The 14,566-nt window shown below is 73.5% G+C and carries 11 protein-coding genes; 7 read left to right on the forward strand and 4 right to left on the reverse strand.

Annotated features, from left to right (window positions below; all coding sequences use genetic code 11):
• Positions 1-247: 247 nt before the first annotated feature.
• From ACZ45Z_RS11485 to ACZ45Z_RS11495, 3 genes are all read left to right on the forward strand, one after another.
• Positions 248-778 (forward strand): cysteine dioxygenase, encoded by a 531-nt coding sequence (locus tag ACZ45Z_RS11485; protein WP_468359896.1) that lies wholly within the window; start codon positions 248-250, stop codon positions 776-778.
• 100 nt (positions 779-878) lie between these two features.
• Positions 879-1,835: a 2-phospho-L-lactate transferase gene (gene cofD / locus ACZ45Z_RS11490; RefSeq protein WP_468359899.1), complete on the forward strand. Its 957-nt coding sequence runs from the start codon at positions 879-881 to the stop codon at positions 1,833-1,835.
• Positions 1,832-3,163 carry a coenzyme F420-0:L-glutamate ligase gene (locus ACZ45Z_RS11495; RefSeq protein ID WP_468359902.1) on the forward strand — a complete coding sequence of 444 codons (1,332 nt, stop codon included), beginning with the start codon at positions 1,832-1,834 and terminating at the stop codon, positions 3,161-3,163. Before cofD ends, ACZ45Z_RS11495 begins: the two co-directional genes overlap by 4 nt.
• A 24-nt stretch (positions 3,164-3,187) precedes the next feature.
• Here ACZ45Z_RS11495 and ACZ45Z_RS11500 read toward each other — a convergent pair whose 3' ends face one another.
• From ACZ45Z_RS11500 to ACZ45Z_RS11510, 3 genes are all read right to left on the reverse strand, one after another.
• Entirely contained in the window at positions 3,188-4,093 is a 906-nt protein-coding gene (locus ACZ45Z_RS11500) for a DNA-3-methyladenine glycosylase family protein (RefSeq protein ID WP_468359905.1), read from the reverse strand.
• A gap of 107 nt (positions 4,094-4,200) precedes the next feature.
• Positions 4,201-5,283, reverse strand: a complete 1,083-nt coding sequence (gene manB / locus ACZ45Z_RS11505; protein WP_468359908.1) for a mannose-1-phosphate guanylyltransferase — start codon at positions 5,281-5,283, stop codon at positions 4,201-4,203.
• 163 nt (positions 5,284-5,446) lie between these two features.
• Entirely contained in the window at positions 5,447-6,802 is a 1,356-nt protein-coding gene (locus ACZ45Z_RS11510; protein ID WP_468359911.1) for a peptidoglycan recognition protein family protein, read from the reverse strand.
• Positions 6,803-6,929: 127 nt separating this feature from the next.
• Here ACZ45Z_RS11510 and ACZ45Z_RS11515 point away from each other — a divergent pair, with 127 nt between their 5' ends.
• The 4 genes from ACZ45Z_RS11515 (at position 6,930) to ACZ45Z_RS11530 (ending at position 13,094) form a co-directional block, all read left to right on the forward strand.
• Positions 6,930-7,694 carry a TIGR03089 family protein gene (locus ACZ45Z_RS11515; protein ID WP_468359914.1) on the forward strand — a complete coding sequence of 255 codons (765 nt, stop codon included), beginning with the start codon at positions 6,930-6,932 and terminating at the stop codon, positions 7,692-7,694.
• 203 nt (positions 7,695-7,897) lie between these two features.
• Positions 7,898-9,355 carry an LCP family protein gene (locus ACZ45Z_RS11520; protein WP_468359917.1) on the forward strand — a complete coding sequence of 486 codons (1,458 nt, stop codon included), beginning with the start codon at positions 7,898-7,900 and terminating at the stop codon, positions 9,353-9,355.
• 228 nt (positions 9,356-9,583) lie between these two features.
• Positions 9,584-11,356, forward strand: coding sequence for an LCP family protein (locus ACZ45Z_RS11525; RefSeq protein WP_468359920.1), 1,773 nt, complete (start codon positions 9,584-9,586; stop codon positions 11,354-11,356).
• 70 nt (positions 11,357-11,426) lie between these two features.
• Entirely contained in the window at positions 11,427-13,094 is a 1,668-nt protein-coding gene (locus tag ACZ45Z_RS11530; RefSeq protein WP_468359923.1) for an LCP family glycopolymer transferase, read from the forward strand.
• Between the two features lie 148 nt (positions 13,095-13,242).
• Here ACZ45Z_RS11530 and ACZ45Z_RS11535 read toward each other — a convergent pair whose 3' ends face one another.
• On the reverse strand, positions 13,243-14,286 hold the full coding sequence (locus ACZ45Z_RS11535) for a glycosyltransferase family 2 protein (RefSeq protein WP_468359926.1): 1,044 nt from the start codon (positions 14,284-14,286) through the stop codon (positions 13,243-13,245).
• Between the last annotated feature and the right edge of the window lie 280 nt (positions 14,287-14,566).

A 14,566-nucleotide genomic window follows, 5' to 3' on the forward strand; every position in this document is an offset into this window, starting at 1 on the left:
CCGCGCCCCGACTGACCCGTGCCTACGGGTCGCTCTGCGCTGTGCAGGCCCGCTGTCGCTGTTCCAGCTGTTGAAGCCACCGAGCTCCAGCTTTCCCGCTCGCACCACCCTCGCAGCCCCCTGCTCCGCGTACGCGCCGGCGCTCCCCACAGGGCAAGCCCGCGCCCGTGCCGCACCCCTCCCCCGGCCGACGCCGGGAGACACCCCCAGCGTCAGCCCAGCACTTCCGCCGAGGAACCCGAAGCACATGAACAGCGACGTCCAGATCGCCGGCGACCCGCTCGCCATCCCGCACCTGCTGCCGCCCGTGCCCGCCCACCCGGCCACCGTCGCGGGCTTCGCCGGACTGGCCCGCACGATCGCCGCCGACCGCGCCGCGTGGGCCCCGCTCGTCCGCTACGACGCCACCACCCGCTGGTACCACCGGCTGCGCACCGGCCCCGGTTACGAGGTGTGGCTGCTGAGCTGGGTGCCGGGCCAGGGCAGCGGCCGGCACGACCACGGGCCGTCCTCCGGTGTGCTGACCGTCCTGGAAGGCGAGTTGACCGAACGCCTGCCTGCCGGCCGCCACGCCCTGCGGGCCGGCGCACAGCGCGTCTTCGCCCCCGGCTACGTCCACGAGGTCGTCAACGACGCCCTGGTCCCCGCCGTCAGCCTGCACATCTACTTCCCGGGCCTCACCGAGATGCCGATGCTCCCCGCCGCCGGACCGGAAGCGGCCGACGCGGCCCACACCGCCCGCTGCGCGGCCCCGGCCCCCAGGACGACAACCGCCTGACGCCACCGCCCCTCATGGAATCAGCCTCCGACTGACAGTCCCTCCCGCCGCCCGACCACCGCCCCTCATGGAATCAGCCTCCGACTGACACACTGTCGCTATGCGCATTGTGGTTCTGGCCGGCGGTATCGGCGGCGCCCGCTTTCTGCGGGGACTGAAGGCAGCGGCTCCGGACGCGGACATCACCGTCATCGGCAACACCGGTGACGACATCCATCTGTTCGGACTCAAGGTGTGTCCCGACCTCGACACCGTGATGTACACGCTCGGCGGCGGCATCAACGAGGAGCAGGGCTGGGGCCGCGCCGACGAAACCTTCCGGGTGAAGGAGGAGTTGGCGGCCTACGGCGTGGGCCCCGAGTGGTTCGGGCTCGGCGACCGGGACTTCGCCACGCACATCGTGCGCACCCAGATGCTCGCCGCCGGCTATCCGCTCAGCGCCGTCACCGAAGCCCTGTGCGCCCGCTGGAACCCCGGCGTGCGCCTGCTGCCGATGACCGACGACCGGGTCGAGACCCATGTGGCCGTCGACGAGAACGGCGAGCGCAAGGCCGTCCACTTCCAGGAGTACTGGGTGCGGCTGCGCGCCTCGGTGCCCGCACACGCCGTGGTGCCGGTCGGCGCCGACCAGGCCAAGCCCGCGCCCGGCGTGCTGGAGGCCATCGGCGAGGCGGACGTGGTGCTCTTCCCGCCGTCCAACCCCGTGGTGAGCATCGGCACGATCCTGGCCGTCCCCGGCATCCGGGAGGCCATCGCGGACGCCGGGGTGCCGGTGGTGGGCCTCTCGCCGATCGTCGGCGACGCGCCGGTGCGCGGGATGGCCGACAAGGTGCTGGCCGCGGTCGGCGTCGAGGCCACCGCGACGGCGGTCGCGACGCACTACGGCTCCGGACTGCTGGACGGCTGGCTGGTCGACTCCGTCGACGCGGCCGCCGTCCCGGAGATCGAGGCGGCCGGCATCCGCTGCCGCGCCGTACCGCTGATGATGACGGACGTGGACGCCACGGCCGCGATGGTGCGCGAGGCGCTGGCGCTGGCCGAGGAGGTCCGGGCATGAGCGGTGCCGACGGCGTGCCCGGCTACCGGGTGTGGGCGCTGCCGGGCATCCCCGAGGTGCGGCCCGGGGACGACCTCGTCAAGCTGATCACCGCGGCGGCCACGGCCGGCGAAATGCCCGGACTCGCCGACGGCGACGTGCTGCTGGTGACCTCCAAGATCGTCAGCAAGGCGGAGGGCCGGGTGGTCGAGGCCGCCGACCGCGAGGCGGCCATCGACCAGGAGACCGTGCGCCTGGTGGCTCGCCGCGGGGGCTTGCGGATCGTGCGGAACCGGCAGGGCCTGGTGATGGCCGCGGCCGGCGTGGACGCCTCCAACACCCCCGCCGGGACAGTGCTGTTGCTGCCCGAGGACCCGGACGCCTCGGCCCGCGCGCTGCGCGCCGGCATCCGCGAGACGCTCGGCGCCGACGTGGGCGTCGTCATCAGCGACACCTTCGGCCGGCCCTGGCGCAGCGGGCTGACCGACGTCGCCATCGGCGCGGCCGGGGTGCGGGTGCTGGACGATCTGCGCGGCGGGACGGACGCGTACGGCAATCCGCTCACCGCGACGGTGGTGGCCACCGCCGATGAACTCGCCGCCGCCGGCGACCTGGTGAAGGGCAAGGCCGCCGGGCTGCCGGTCGCCGTGCTGCGCGGCCTCCCGCACGTCGTGGCGGAGGCGGAGGGGAACGACGGGGCACGGGCCCTGGTGCGCGACGCCGAGGACGACATGTTCCGGCTGGGCACCTCCGAAGCCGTACGCGAGGCGATGACGATGCGGCGTACGGTCCGCGCGTTCCGGGACGATCCGGTGGACGGCGGCGCGGTGCGCCGGGCCGTCGCCGCGGCCCTGACCGCGCCGGCGCCGCACCACACCACCCCGTGGCGGTTCGTCCTGCTGGAGTCCGCCGAGAGCCGGCTGCGGCTGGTGGACGCGATGCGCGAGGCGTGGGTCGCGGACCTGCGCGCCGACGGCTTCGGCGACGAGGCCGTCGCCAAGCGGGTACGGCGCGGCGACGTGCTGCGCGACGCGCCCTACCTGGTCGTGCCCTGCCTGGTGACGGACGGCTCGCACCGCTACCCCGACGCCCGGCGCGCCGCCGCCGAGCGGGAGATGTTCGTCGTGGCGGGCGGCGCGGGCATCCAGAACTTCCTGGTGGCGCTGGCCGGCGAGCGGCTGGGGTCGGCGTGGGTGTCGTCGACGATGTTCTGCCGGGACGTCGTACGCGACGTGCTCGGCCTGCCGGCGGACTGGGAGCCGATGGGCGCGGTGGCCGTGGGGCGCCCGGCCGCACCACCGAAGCAGCGGCCGGAGCGGGACGGCGCGGACTTCCTGGTGGTGCGCTAGCGGGACCCGCGGGGCCCGGCGGCGTCAGAGTCGGGCGATGTCGCCGACGGGGAAGCGCGGGGCACGGCGCGGCGGGGTGCGGCCGGAGAGCAGGATCAGCCGGGCCGCGCGGTGGCGCTGGCCCTCGTAGGGGGCGAGGAGTTCGAGCATCTGCGCGTCGGTGGTGCCGCGGCGGCCGGTGAGGGCGTAGCCGATGATCTTCGGCAGGTGCAGGTCGCCGAGGGTGAGGGCGTCCGGGGCGCCGAGCGCGCGTTGCAGCGTCTCGGCCGCCGTCCACGGGCCGATGCCGGCGAGCGCGGTCAGCCGCGCGGTGGCGGCGGCGAGGTCCATACCGGCGGCCTCTTCCATCCGGTGGGCGGCGCGCACCGCCCGCACGACGGTGGACGAGCGCTTGGCGTCGACGCCGGCGCGGTGCCACTCCCAGGAGGGGATCAGCGCCCAGTCGCGCGGGTCGGGCATCACCCGCATCCGCTCCCACGGCCCCGGGGCGGGCTCGCCGTGCCGCTGGAGCAGCAGCCGCCAGGCGCGGTATGCCTCGTCGCTGGTGACCTTCTGCTCCAGGATGGAGGGGATCAGCGATTCCAGGACCAGGCCGGTCCTGGCGAGCCGGACGCCGGGGTGGCGGCGACGCGCCTCGTGGACGACGCGGTGGCGGGCGGTCAGCCCGGCGGGGTCGTCACAGGCGCCCAGCAGGTCGGGCAGCCGCTCCAGCAGCCAGTCGGCGCCGGGCCCCCACGCCTCGGCCTCGACGCTGCCGTCGGCCGGGCGGGCCGCCACCCGCAGCGTGCCGGGCCCCCCGGGCGTACGGCAGGCCCGCCACACCTCGCCGCCGCGCACCGCGAAGGCGGGATCGCCGGGCCCTCGCCGGAGCACGCCCAGCGTGCGGTGCAGATCGTAGGGACCGGGCGGGACCCAGGTGCGGGCGGGCATTCTGCAAGGTTAGGCGATCGGGGCCGGGCGCGGCCGGGGCCCAGGTCAGCGGCCTGCCGGCCCGGGTCAGCGGCGTGCCGGCCCGGGTCAGCGGCGTGCCGGCCCGCCTACTGGTCGGAGGAGAAGCGCACCGAGGCGGCCGGGACGCGGGCGTCGCACCAGATCCGGATGCCGCCGCGCAGCTCGTTGTCGGCGCCGATGACCGCGCCGTCACCGATGACCGCGCCGTCCAGGACCGTACGGGCCCCGACGCGCGCACCGGCTCCGACGAACGAGTCGCGGACCTGGGCGCCGGGTTCGATCACCGCGCCGTCGAGGACGGCGCTGCCCTCGATCCGGGCGCCGGCGCCGACGTGCGCGCGGGCGCCGACGACGGTGCCGCCGGTGAGCTTGGCGTCGGCGGCGACCTCGGCGCTCTCCAGGACCAGGCGGTCGCCGCGGCGGCCGGGCACGGCCGGGGACGGGGCGCGGCCGAGGACGAGGTCGGCGGAGCCGCGGACGAACGCCTGCGGGGTGCCGAGGTCGAGCCAGTAGGTGGAGTCGACCATGCCCTGGAGGTGGGCGCCGTCGGCCAGCAGGCCGGGGAAGGTCTCGCGTTCGACGGAGACCGGGCGGCCGGCCGGGATGGTGTCGATGACCGACCGGTTGAAGACGTAGGCGCCGGCGTTGATCTGGTCGGTGACGATTTCCTCGGGGGTCTGCGGCTTCTCCAGGAAGGCGGTGACCTTGCCCGTGCCGTCGGTGGGGACCAGGCCGAAGGCGCGCGGGTCCTCGACGCGCGTCAGGTGCAGCGAGACGTCCGCGCCGGTGGTGCGGTGGGTGTCGACGAGGGCCGCGATGTCCAGGCCGGTGAGGATGTCGCCGTTGAAGATGAGCACCGGGTCGCCGGGGGCGGAGTGCAGTCGGGAGGCGACGTTGCGGATGGCGCCGCCGGTGCCCAGCGGCTCTTCTTCGGTGACGTATTCCAGGTGCAGGCCGAGGGACGATCCGTCGCCGAAGTGCGGCTCGAAGACCTCGGCGAGGTAGGAGGTGGCGAGGACGATGTGGTCGATACCGGCGGCGCGGGCGCGCGCGAGCTGGTGGGTGAGGAACGGCACACCGGCCGCCGGGACCATGGGTTTGGGCGTACGCACCGTCAGCGGGCGCAGTCTGGTCCCCTTGCCGCCGACCAGGAGGATCGCTTCAGTCACCTTGTCGTCTCTGCTTCCTGCTGGGGTCGGCGATCGGCCGCCCAGTGTAGGCAGACCTTTCCGGTCGTGCGCCGCGGTGGTGCGCGATCGTGGTCGGTAGGACGCCGCGCACCGGAGGTCGGTTCATCCGCGGGACAACCGGACGGTAACCGTGCGGGAAGTGTCAGCGACCCTGGAGGCGGGCGGCGGCGGTCCGGACCGTGGCGAGCCTGGTGTAGAGGCGGGCACCGGGGCACTGGGTGTTGAAGCCGTCGCGGTGGCCGGAGATGACGTCCATCGAGACCTCGGTGCCCTTTCTGTAGCGGTTTCCGCCGCCGGACGTCAGCCGGCTCTTGTCCTCCGGATCGAGGCCGTGCAGGCCGAGCTTCCAGGCCGTCAGGGCGGACAGCGCGTCGATCGCGGCCTTCGGCGGCTCGACGTCGGTGTACGTGCCGAGGACGGCGATGCCCGTGCTCTCGGCGTTGAAGCCCAGGGTGTGGGCACCCATGACCGGTTTGTCCATGCCGCCCGCGCGGCCCTCGTACACCGTGCCGCACTTGTCGACCAGGAAGTTGTAGCCCATGTCCCGCCAGTGGCTGCTCTTGACGTGGTAGCGGTAGATGGCGCGGATCACCGAAGGCGCCTGGGCGCAGGAGTAGTTGTTCCCGCTGGCGCTGTGGTGGACGAAGGCGGCGCGCACCGTGCGGTTGTAGAGGAACCCGCGCTCGCGCAGTTGCTCGTCGGCGCCCCAGCCGGCTCGGGTGACGATCCGCGGGCGCGGCCCGATGTACGGCTTCGCGCCGGTCCGCGGGCCGTCCGCGGCGGCCTGGGTAGCGGCCTCGTCCGTCGCGGGGGTCTCGGGGACGCCGGGCTGGGTGACGCGGGTGTCGGTGGCGGGCTCGCCGGCGGGGTCGTCGGCAGGTGTGGGCGCGGGGGCCGGGTGGGCGGCGCGCGGGTCGGTGCCCGGGTTGACCAGTTCCAGCCGCAGCCCGCGGGGAAGGGTGGCCGGAGCACGCCGTCCCGTCTCGGGGCTGACGCGCAGATGGACGGCGTCGGAGTCGCCGACCCACAGGGGTGCGGTGCTGCCCCGGGCCTGGCTGCCGCCGCGTTCGGCGGCGCCGGGGTCGGGGCCGTCGTCGTTGTGGGCGGGCAGGTCCTGCCAGCCGGACCAGACGTGGGTGCCGGTGGCGCGGGTGCGGATCTGGACCCGGCCCCGCAGTTCGGCTCCGGCGTCCTCCCAGACGACGCCGACGAGCGAGAACGGCCGTACGGCGCGGGCGGACAGGCCCCGGCTGCCGGGGGCGGGCGGATTGGCGGAGGGCGGGGCGCCCTCGGTGGAGCGCGGGGTGGCGGTGCCCAGGTCCTCCAGGGGCAGGGACTGGGTACTGCCGGGCACGTCGCCGGCGGCGGTCCGGGTCGCCGGCGGGGAGGGGGCGGACGGGGGGAGGGCGGCGGCGGTCGCGCCGGCCGGCGCCGCCGAGGTCAGCGCGAGGGCGGTGCACGCGGCGGCGCCGAGGGAAGTCGCAAGGAGGGCACGCATGGTCCAAATCCTGAGCCGCCCCGGCGGACCGCGCCATCGGGGAGCTGACGGTGTATCGGCCGAACCGGTGGTTCTGTCTGCCGTGCCCGACTGACCGTCAGCGGCCGCCGCGCGTAATCTGGCCGCGATGAACGCCACCGATCGCACCCCCGCCGACCTGCTGTCTTCCGCCCTCGCCGCGGACCCGGCCCGCCCGCTGGTGACCTTCTACGACGACGCCACCGGTGAGCGCGTGGAATTGTCCGTCGCCACCTTCGCCAATTGGGTGGCGAAGACCGCCAACTACCTCCAGGGCGACCTGGCCGCCGAGCCCGGTGACCGCCTCGCGCTGCTGCTGCCCGCCCACTGGCAGACCGCCGTCTGGCTGCTGGCCTGTTCGTCGGTCGGCGTGGTCGCCCAGGTGGGCGGCGACCCGGCCGCGGCCGACCTCGTCGTCAGCGGTCCCGACGGCCTCGACGCGGCGCGTGCCTGCTCCGGTGAGCGGGTGGCGCTGGCGCTGCGCCCGATGGGCGGCCGCTTCCCGCAGCCGCCCGCGGGCTTCGCGGACTACGCCGTGGAGGTGCCGGGGCAGGGCGACCGCTTCGCGCCGTTCGCGCCGGTGGATCCGGGGGCGCCCGCGCTGGCCGTCGGCGACGAGGAGCTGACCGGCGCCGGGATCGGGGCCCGCGCCCTGGCCGACGCCCGCGCCGCGGGGATGCCGCCGGCGCCCCGGGTGCTGTCGCGGCTGGGCTACGACACCTGGCAGGGCCTGTCGTACGGGCTGTACGCGCCGCTGGCGGCGGGCGGCTCGGTGGTGCTGTGCCGTCATCCGGAACATCTGGCCGCCGAGGCCGCGGCGGCCCGGGAGACCAGCGAGAAGATCACGTTCAGGGCGCCGCCGGCCGCCGCGTAGCCGCACCGGGGGCGCGTACCGCCGCTTGCCGGGCCGTGCTCCCCCGTCCGGCGGACCGGACCGGCGTCGGGAGGGGCCGGTCCGCCGCTTTCGGGCCATGATCTTGGGTACGTACCACCCTGCGCGGGGGTCCGTCCGTCTCCTTTGCGGCTTCGGCCCCGCGTGCGGGCGCGACGCCGACTCCGTGAGGGATGGACGCACACGTGACCGAGAGCCCCGAGCCCCCTTCCGACGGCCATGGCCCCGCCGAGGGCGCCGGGCCGGCGGGCCCGGGATCCGGCTCCGACTCGGGGGCGGCGTCCGATGCTGAGGCCACGACCGGCCCGGGGGCCGCGTCCGACTCGGAGGGCACTTCCGACTCGGGGGCCGCGTCCGAGTCGGAGGCCACACCCGACCCCGACACCGCATCCGGCCCCGACGCCACATCCGACCCCGACACCCCGCCCGCCTCCGAATCCGGCTCCACGCGCATACCCGGTGGCGGCCTCTGGGCGGAGCGCCCCACCACATGGCGCGGTCCGCTGTCCGACCGGCCCGGTCCGCCGCGCTCGCCCGCCCGCCGCAGGCGCTGGACGCTCTGGGCGGCGTGTGGTCTGATCCTGTTCCTGCTGGTCGCGGCCGGCACCGGCTGGGCGCTCTACACCAAGCTCAACGGCAACATCCGCACCGACAGCGCCACCCGCAACGAACTGGAGAAGTACGAGGCCGAGCGGCCCGCGGCGGGCCCGCCCAACGCCGAGAACATCCTGGTGATCGGCTCGGACACCCGCGGCGACGGCAACGGCGAGTACGGCGAGGACAGCGGCACCCAGCGCTCGGACACCACGATCCTGCTGCACCTGGCGGCGGACCGGCGCAGCGCCACGGCGGTCAGCATCCCGCGGGACCTGATGGTGCAGGTGCCGCACTGCAAACGCTCCGACGGCACCCGGGTGAACGCCCAGATGATGCCGTTCAACTGGGCTTTCGAGTTCGCCGGTGCCGGCTGCACGATCCGTACGGTCGAGAAGATGACCGGCGTCCGCCTCACCCACCACATGATCGTCGACTTCGTCGGCTTCAAGAAGATGGTGGACGCGGTCGACGGCGTCGAGGTGTGCCTGCCCCGTCCCGTGCGCGACGAGGCCGCCCATCTCACGCTCCCCCGGGGCCGCCAGACGCTGCGCGGCGAGGCCGCGCTCGGATACGTCCGGGCGCGCAAGAGCATGGGCAACGGCAGCGACACCCAGCGTATGGAACGCCAACAGCAGTTTCTTGGCGCTCTGGTGAAGAAAGTGCAGAGCAATGGTGTGCTGCTCAATCCGACGCGGATGTACCCGCTGATGGACGCGGCGACCAGCTCCCTGACCACCGACGAGGGCCTGGCGTCGCTGCGTGGCCTGTACGAACTGGTCCGCAGCACCCGCGGCATTCCCACCGAGCGGGTGCGGTTCCTGACCGTGCCGCGCCGGGAGTACCACCTCGACGCCAACCGCGACGAGCTGGTGCAACCGGCCGCCGACCAGTTGTTCCGGCAGTTGCGCGAGGATCTCCCGGTGGAGGTGAAGCCCGCCGCGGCCACCGGCACCGCGGACGGCAAACCGGACAGATCGCCCTCGCCCACGCCGAGTTCGGAGCCGACCTTTACGGGAACCACCGCAGAACGCGGGATCTGCGAATAAAGAGGCCGCAAAGGTACGCTCAACGACTCGAATGGATTGGGCGGATTGCCCAGTTGTAGGGAAGTGGAATTTGTCACGGGCGTCGCGTGGCGCTGAACTGGGCGGATAGTGTGAGCGATCCGGTCCGCGCGACCAGTTGGACCGGCCCATGACGTAAATGCACAATCGACCGACCGAGCGCCTTGAGGGGATGGCGCCGCGTGGCACCGACGGAGGACTCAAGGCACCGTGGACGCGCAAGGCCGTGGGCGGGCGGGCGACAATGTCGATCCCGCCGATCAGTGGGTGTTCGACCCGGACACCGGCAATTACGAGCTGCGGCTCGACGCTGCCGGTCAGGCGGCGGACCGACCCTCCGCGCGTAAGGGGCCCGGCTCCAGACGTGCCGCCCGCACCGCGGGTGCGGACGGCGACACCGACACCCGGCCGCTGCCGACCCAGCGCGGCCGGCGGACCGGCCGGACCGCGAGCGACGCCGGCGGGGACGAGCGCCCCACCGGCGGCCGGGCGGAGCGACGGGCGGCCGCGAGCCGCGCGGCGAACGCCTCGGCGGCGGCCTCGGCCAGCCGCCGCAAGCCGAAGCCGAAGAAGTCGGGCAAGAAGAAGGCGCTGCACTGGACGGCCGGTGTGGTGGGGTTCGTCGTCCTCGCCGGCTGCGGTGGCGCGTACCTCATCTACCAGCAGCTCGACGGCAACATCTCCAAGGTCGATGTCGGCGTCGAGAACGACGCGGTCTCCGACGGGCCGGTCAATCTCCTGATCATCGGCACGGACGCGCGCTCCGGCAAGGGCAACCAGGGCTACGGCGACGCCGGCAGTGTCGGGCACGCGGACACCACGATCTTGATGCACATCTCCAAGGACCGCACGAACGCGACCGCGCTGAGCATCCCGCGCGACATGATCACCGACATCCCGGACTGCCCGACGGTGCAGAAGGACGAGTCGAAGAAGGTCATTCCCGGCGAGCACGGGGTGCGCTTCAACACCAGCCTCGGCCAGGCGGGCCGCGACCCGGGCTGCACCTGGCGCACCGTCGAGAAGCTGACCGGTCTGAAGGTCGATCACTTCATGATGGCCGACTTCAACGCGGTCAAGGAGCTGTCCGAGGCGGTGGACGGCGTCGAGGTGTGCGCCGGCAAGGACATCAACGACCCCAAGTCGCACCTGAAGTTGAAGGCCGGCCGGCACATCGTCAAGGGCGAGCAGGCCCTCGCGTTCGTCCGTACCCGGCACACCGTCGGCTTCGGCAGCGACCTGAGCCGGATCGAGCTCCAGCAGCAGTTCCTCAGCTCGATGATCCGCAAGATGAAGTCCAGCGCGTTCAGCAGCCCCGGCAAGCTGTACGACATCAGCCAGGCGGCGACCAAGGCGCTGACCGTCGACACCGGTATCGGTACGGCGGGCAAGCTGCTGGACTTCGGTTCCGACCTCAAGAAGGTCGACATCGACAAGATCACCTTCGCGACGGTGCCGGTCCTGGACAACCCGCAGGACAAGGCGACCGTCGTCCTGGACCGGGCCAAGGCGGACCCGCTGTTCGCCATGGTGCGGGCGGACCACGCCCTGGCCAAGGGGAAGAAGGGCAAGGGCAAGAAGGGCTCGGGGTCGGTCAAGAAGGCGCCGCCGGAGCTGGTGCGCGTCGATGTCAGCAACGGCGGCGGGCCGATCGGCGCCGCCCAGGAGACCGTGGACTGGTTGCAGAACAACAAGGCCGCCAGGCTCTCCACCAACGCCGGCAACGCCCCGACCAAGCTGTCCGCCACCCGGCTGGAATACGCCCCGAACCAGGCCGACCAGGCCGCCACCCTGGCCGACTGGATGGGCCTGCCCAAGAGCGCGCTGAAGAAGACGACGCAGGACGCCGGTCCGCGGGTGCCGATGAAGCTCATCCTCGGCAAGGACTTCACGGCGCCGGGCACACCGATCGAGGCGCCGACCGAAACCCCGGACGGGGTGCAGAACGTCAACGCGGATGACAAGAACATCTGCGCGAAGTGACCTCAGCGGTATCCGGCCGCCGCGGCGGGCGCCGAGTGCACCACAGAACTGACAACGGGGAGAGAGCCCAATGCGGCAGAGCAGTGTGCGTGGTGACAGATCACGCCGGCGCCGGTCCGGTGCCGAGGAACTGGGCTGGGACGACAGCCTTTACGAGGGCGGCCCGCCGCCGGACGCGCCCGGCTGGACGCCGCCCGGTGGTGCCGCCGTGCCCGCCGACGACGGCGGCGCCCACCGCAAGGGCCGGGCGCCCCGGAGCAAGGGCCGCAAGGTGCTGCGCTGGACCGCCCTCGGCCTCGCCGTCCTGATCCTGGGCGGCGCGGGCGCGGGTTACCTCTACTACGAGCACCTCAACTCCAACCTCCGCAAGGGCCCCAGGGACTTGAGCGGCGGCGGGCTGAAGAAGCCGGACCCCAACGCGTTCGGGCAGAGTCCGCTCAACATCCTGCTGCTGGGGTCGGACGGCCGGAACAGCAAGGAGAACATCAAGCTCGGCGGCGCCCGCCAGGACGCCGACCGCAAGCCGCTGGCCGATGTCCAGATGCTGCTGCACGTCTCCGCCGACCGCAGCAACATGTCGGTGATCTCCATCCCGCGCGACACCCGCGTACCGATCCCCAAGTGCACGGACCCCAAGGACAAGACGGTCTACCCGCAGACCACCGCCGCCATAAACCAGTCGCTCCAGCACGGCGGTCCGGGCTGCACCCTCGCCACCTGGCAGGAGCTGACCGGCATCTACATAGACCACTACATGATGGTCGACTTCGCCGGTGTGGTGGACATGGCCGACGCCATCGGGGGCGTGCCGGTGTGCGTCGACAACAACATCTACTCGCACGACCGCAGCGGGCACGGCAGCGGGCTGCGCCTGAAGAAGGGCACCCACCCGGTCAAGGGCGTCCAGGCGCTCCAGTGGCTGCGGACCCGCTACGGCTTCGAGGACAACACCGACATCGGCCGGGCCAAGGCCCAGCACATGTACATGAATTCGATGGTCCGGCAACTGAAGGCGGGCACCAAGCTCACCGACCCCGGCCGGCTGCGCGACCTGGCGGAGGCCGCGACCAGCGCGCTGACCGTCGATGACGGCCTGGGCACCGTCAAGAAGCTCTACGACCTGGGCGGCGACCTCCAGCGGGTGCCGACCAAGCGCATCACGATGGTGACCATGCCCTGGCAGTACGGGCCCGGCGAGTCCTACGTCATGCCCAAGCCCGGCGAGGCGGAGCAGACCTTCGCGCTGCTGCGCAACGACACCGCGCTGGACGGCAAGGACGCCAAGAAGAAGCCGGCGCCCGATCCCAAGCCGTCGACCGCCAAGGGCCAGTTGAAGGTTGTCGTGCAGAACGGCACCAACAGCAGCCTGACGGGCCCGGTGTCCGGCCGGGCGAGCGTCGTCCAGCAGCGGCTGGCCGGCCTCGGCTACACCGCGGCGGGCACCGACTCGGCCCTGATCACCCAGGCCGACACGACGCTGACCTACCGGGACACGTCCCAGCGCGGCGACGCCCTGGCACTGGCCAAGGCGCTGGGTCTGCCCAAGGGCGCGGTCAAGGAGTCCAGTGCGGCCTCGGGGCTGCGGCTGGTGGTCGGCAACGACTGGCGCGCCGGCGACGCCTACCCGAAGCAGCCGGGCCGCGACAAGGCCGCGGACAAGGCCCCCGACAGCGCCGACGCGCTCAACGGCGAGGACAAGAAAGCCTGCATGAAGGTCAATCCGCAGTACACGTTCTAGCCGGACGCGGCGTACGACAAGGGGCGGGGGGGGGGGGGGGGGGCGCCCCCCCCCCCCCCCCCCCCCCCCCCCTCCCCCCCCACCCCCCCCCCCCCCCCCGCCCCCCCCCCCCCCCCCCCCCCCCCCCCCGCCCCTTGTCGTACGGGTGTTACTCGGCCGGCGCCGGGGCGGGCACCGACGGGCGGCGGCTGGCGATGACCTTCCTGGCGAGCGAGCGGGGGCTGGTCAGGAAGCCCACGCCCCACGACAGGTGCATGGTCGCCAGCGCCAGCGGGATCTGGAGGCGGGCCTTGAGCGGCAGGCCCTTGCCGGCCGGCACCGAGCCCGCCGTGATCGCCGCGAGGTAGCCGCCCGGGACGACGAAGCCCCAGGGGGTGACGGCCGCGCCGACGACCAGGCCCGCCGCGATGGCGCACACCGCCGTCGGGGGCGCGAGATAGCGCAGGTTGATCGAGCCGGAGTGGTAGCGCGCGACGACATGGCGCCACTTGCCGTAGTCCTTGTACTGCTTGGCGAGGGCCTTCACGCTCGGCCGCGGCCGGTAACTGACCTTCAGCTCCGGCGAGAACCAGATCCGTCCGCCGGCCTCGCGGATACGGAAGTTCAGCTCCCAGTCCTGGGCGCGGATGAACTCCTCGTTGTAGCCGCCCTGCCGCTCCAGCGCCTCGCGCCGGAACACGCCCAGGTAGACGGTCTCGGCCTCGCCGGCCCGCCCGCCGGTGTGGAAGGCGGCGTTGCCGACGCCGATCTTGGAGGTCATCGCGGCGGCGACCGCGTCCTCCCAGGCGTTCTCGCCCTCGGCGTGCATGATGCCGCCGACGTTCTGCGCGCCGGTCTCCTCCAGGAGGCGTACGGCGGTGGCGATGTAGTCCGGCGAGAGCATGCCGTGGCCGTCGACGCGGACCACGATCGGGTGCCGGGACGCCTTGATCGCGGCGTTCAGGGCGGCGGGGGTGCGGCCCGTCGGGTTCGGCACGGTGTGCACCCGGGCGCGCGGGTCGGCGGCGGTCTCCGCGACGAGCTCGGCGGCGATCTCGTCCGTACGGTCCGTGGACGGGCCGAGCGCGATGACCACCTCCATCTCGCCGGCGTACTCCTGCTCCAGGATGTGCCGGACCGCGTCGCGAAGGTGACGTTCCTCATTGAGCACCGGCATGATCACGGAGACGGCCGGGGGCTGCTGCTGGGGCATGTTTCCTCGAAGGTACGGCCCGCGGCGGAGCCGCCATCGACGGCAGCGCTCGCCGGGAGACTGCGGTATCGCGCCTCACGTTACCGCGAACGGGGGACACCGGCGGACGGCAGCCGGGTGGCCGGCCGGCCGATGCCCGGCGTGTGGCGCTTTGCAGCAGATCGTATGGGCCTACGGTGTCCCCGCCGGCTTCGTCCCGACCCGTCCCGCCTCTTCCCCCGGCCCCGGCTCCGGCCGGGCCCCGCCCCGCCGGCCGCCGCTCACACCCGTCCCGCCGCGG

This window comes from Streptomyces sp. NPDC031210 (genome assembly GCF_055570395.1).

Excerpts from the sequence above, each read along its gene's own strand:
- ACZ45Z_RS11535 (WP_468359926.1), bottom strand. The coding sequence starts at position 14,286 with ATGCCCCAGCAGCAGCCCCCGGCCGTCTCCGTGATCATGCCGGTGCTC.
- ACZ45Z_RS11515 (WP_468359914.1), top strand. The coding sequence starts at position 6,930 with ATGAACGCCACCGATCGCACCCCCGCCGACCTGCTGTCTTCCGCCCTC.
- ACZ45Z_RS11530 (WP_468359923.1), top strand. The coding sequence starts at position 11,427 with ATGCGGCAGAGCAGTGTGCGTGGTGACAGATCACGCCGGCGCCGGTCC.
- ACZ45Z_RS11500 (WP_468359905.1), bottom strand. The coding sequence starts at position 4,093 with ATGCCCGCCCGCACCTGGGTCCCGCCCGGTCCCTACGATCTGCACCGC.
- ACZ45Z_RS11510 (WP_468359911.1), bottom strand. The coding sequence starts at position 6,802 with ATGCGTGCCCTCCTTGCGACTTCCCTCGGCGCCGCCGCGTGCACCGCC.
- ACZ45Z_RS11495 (WP_468359902.1), top strand. The coding sequence starts at position 1,832 with ATGAGCGGTGCCGACGGCGTGCCCGGCTACCGGGTGTGGGCGCTGCCG.
- ACZ45Z_RS11485 (WP_468359896.1), top strand. The coding sequence starts at position 248 with ATGAACAGCGACGTCCAGATCGCCGGCGACCCGCTCGCCATCCCGCAC.
- cofD (WP_468359899.1), top strand. The coding sequence starts at position 879 with ATGCGCATTGTGGTTCTGGCCGGCGGTATCGGCGGCGCCCGCTTTCTG.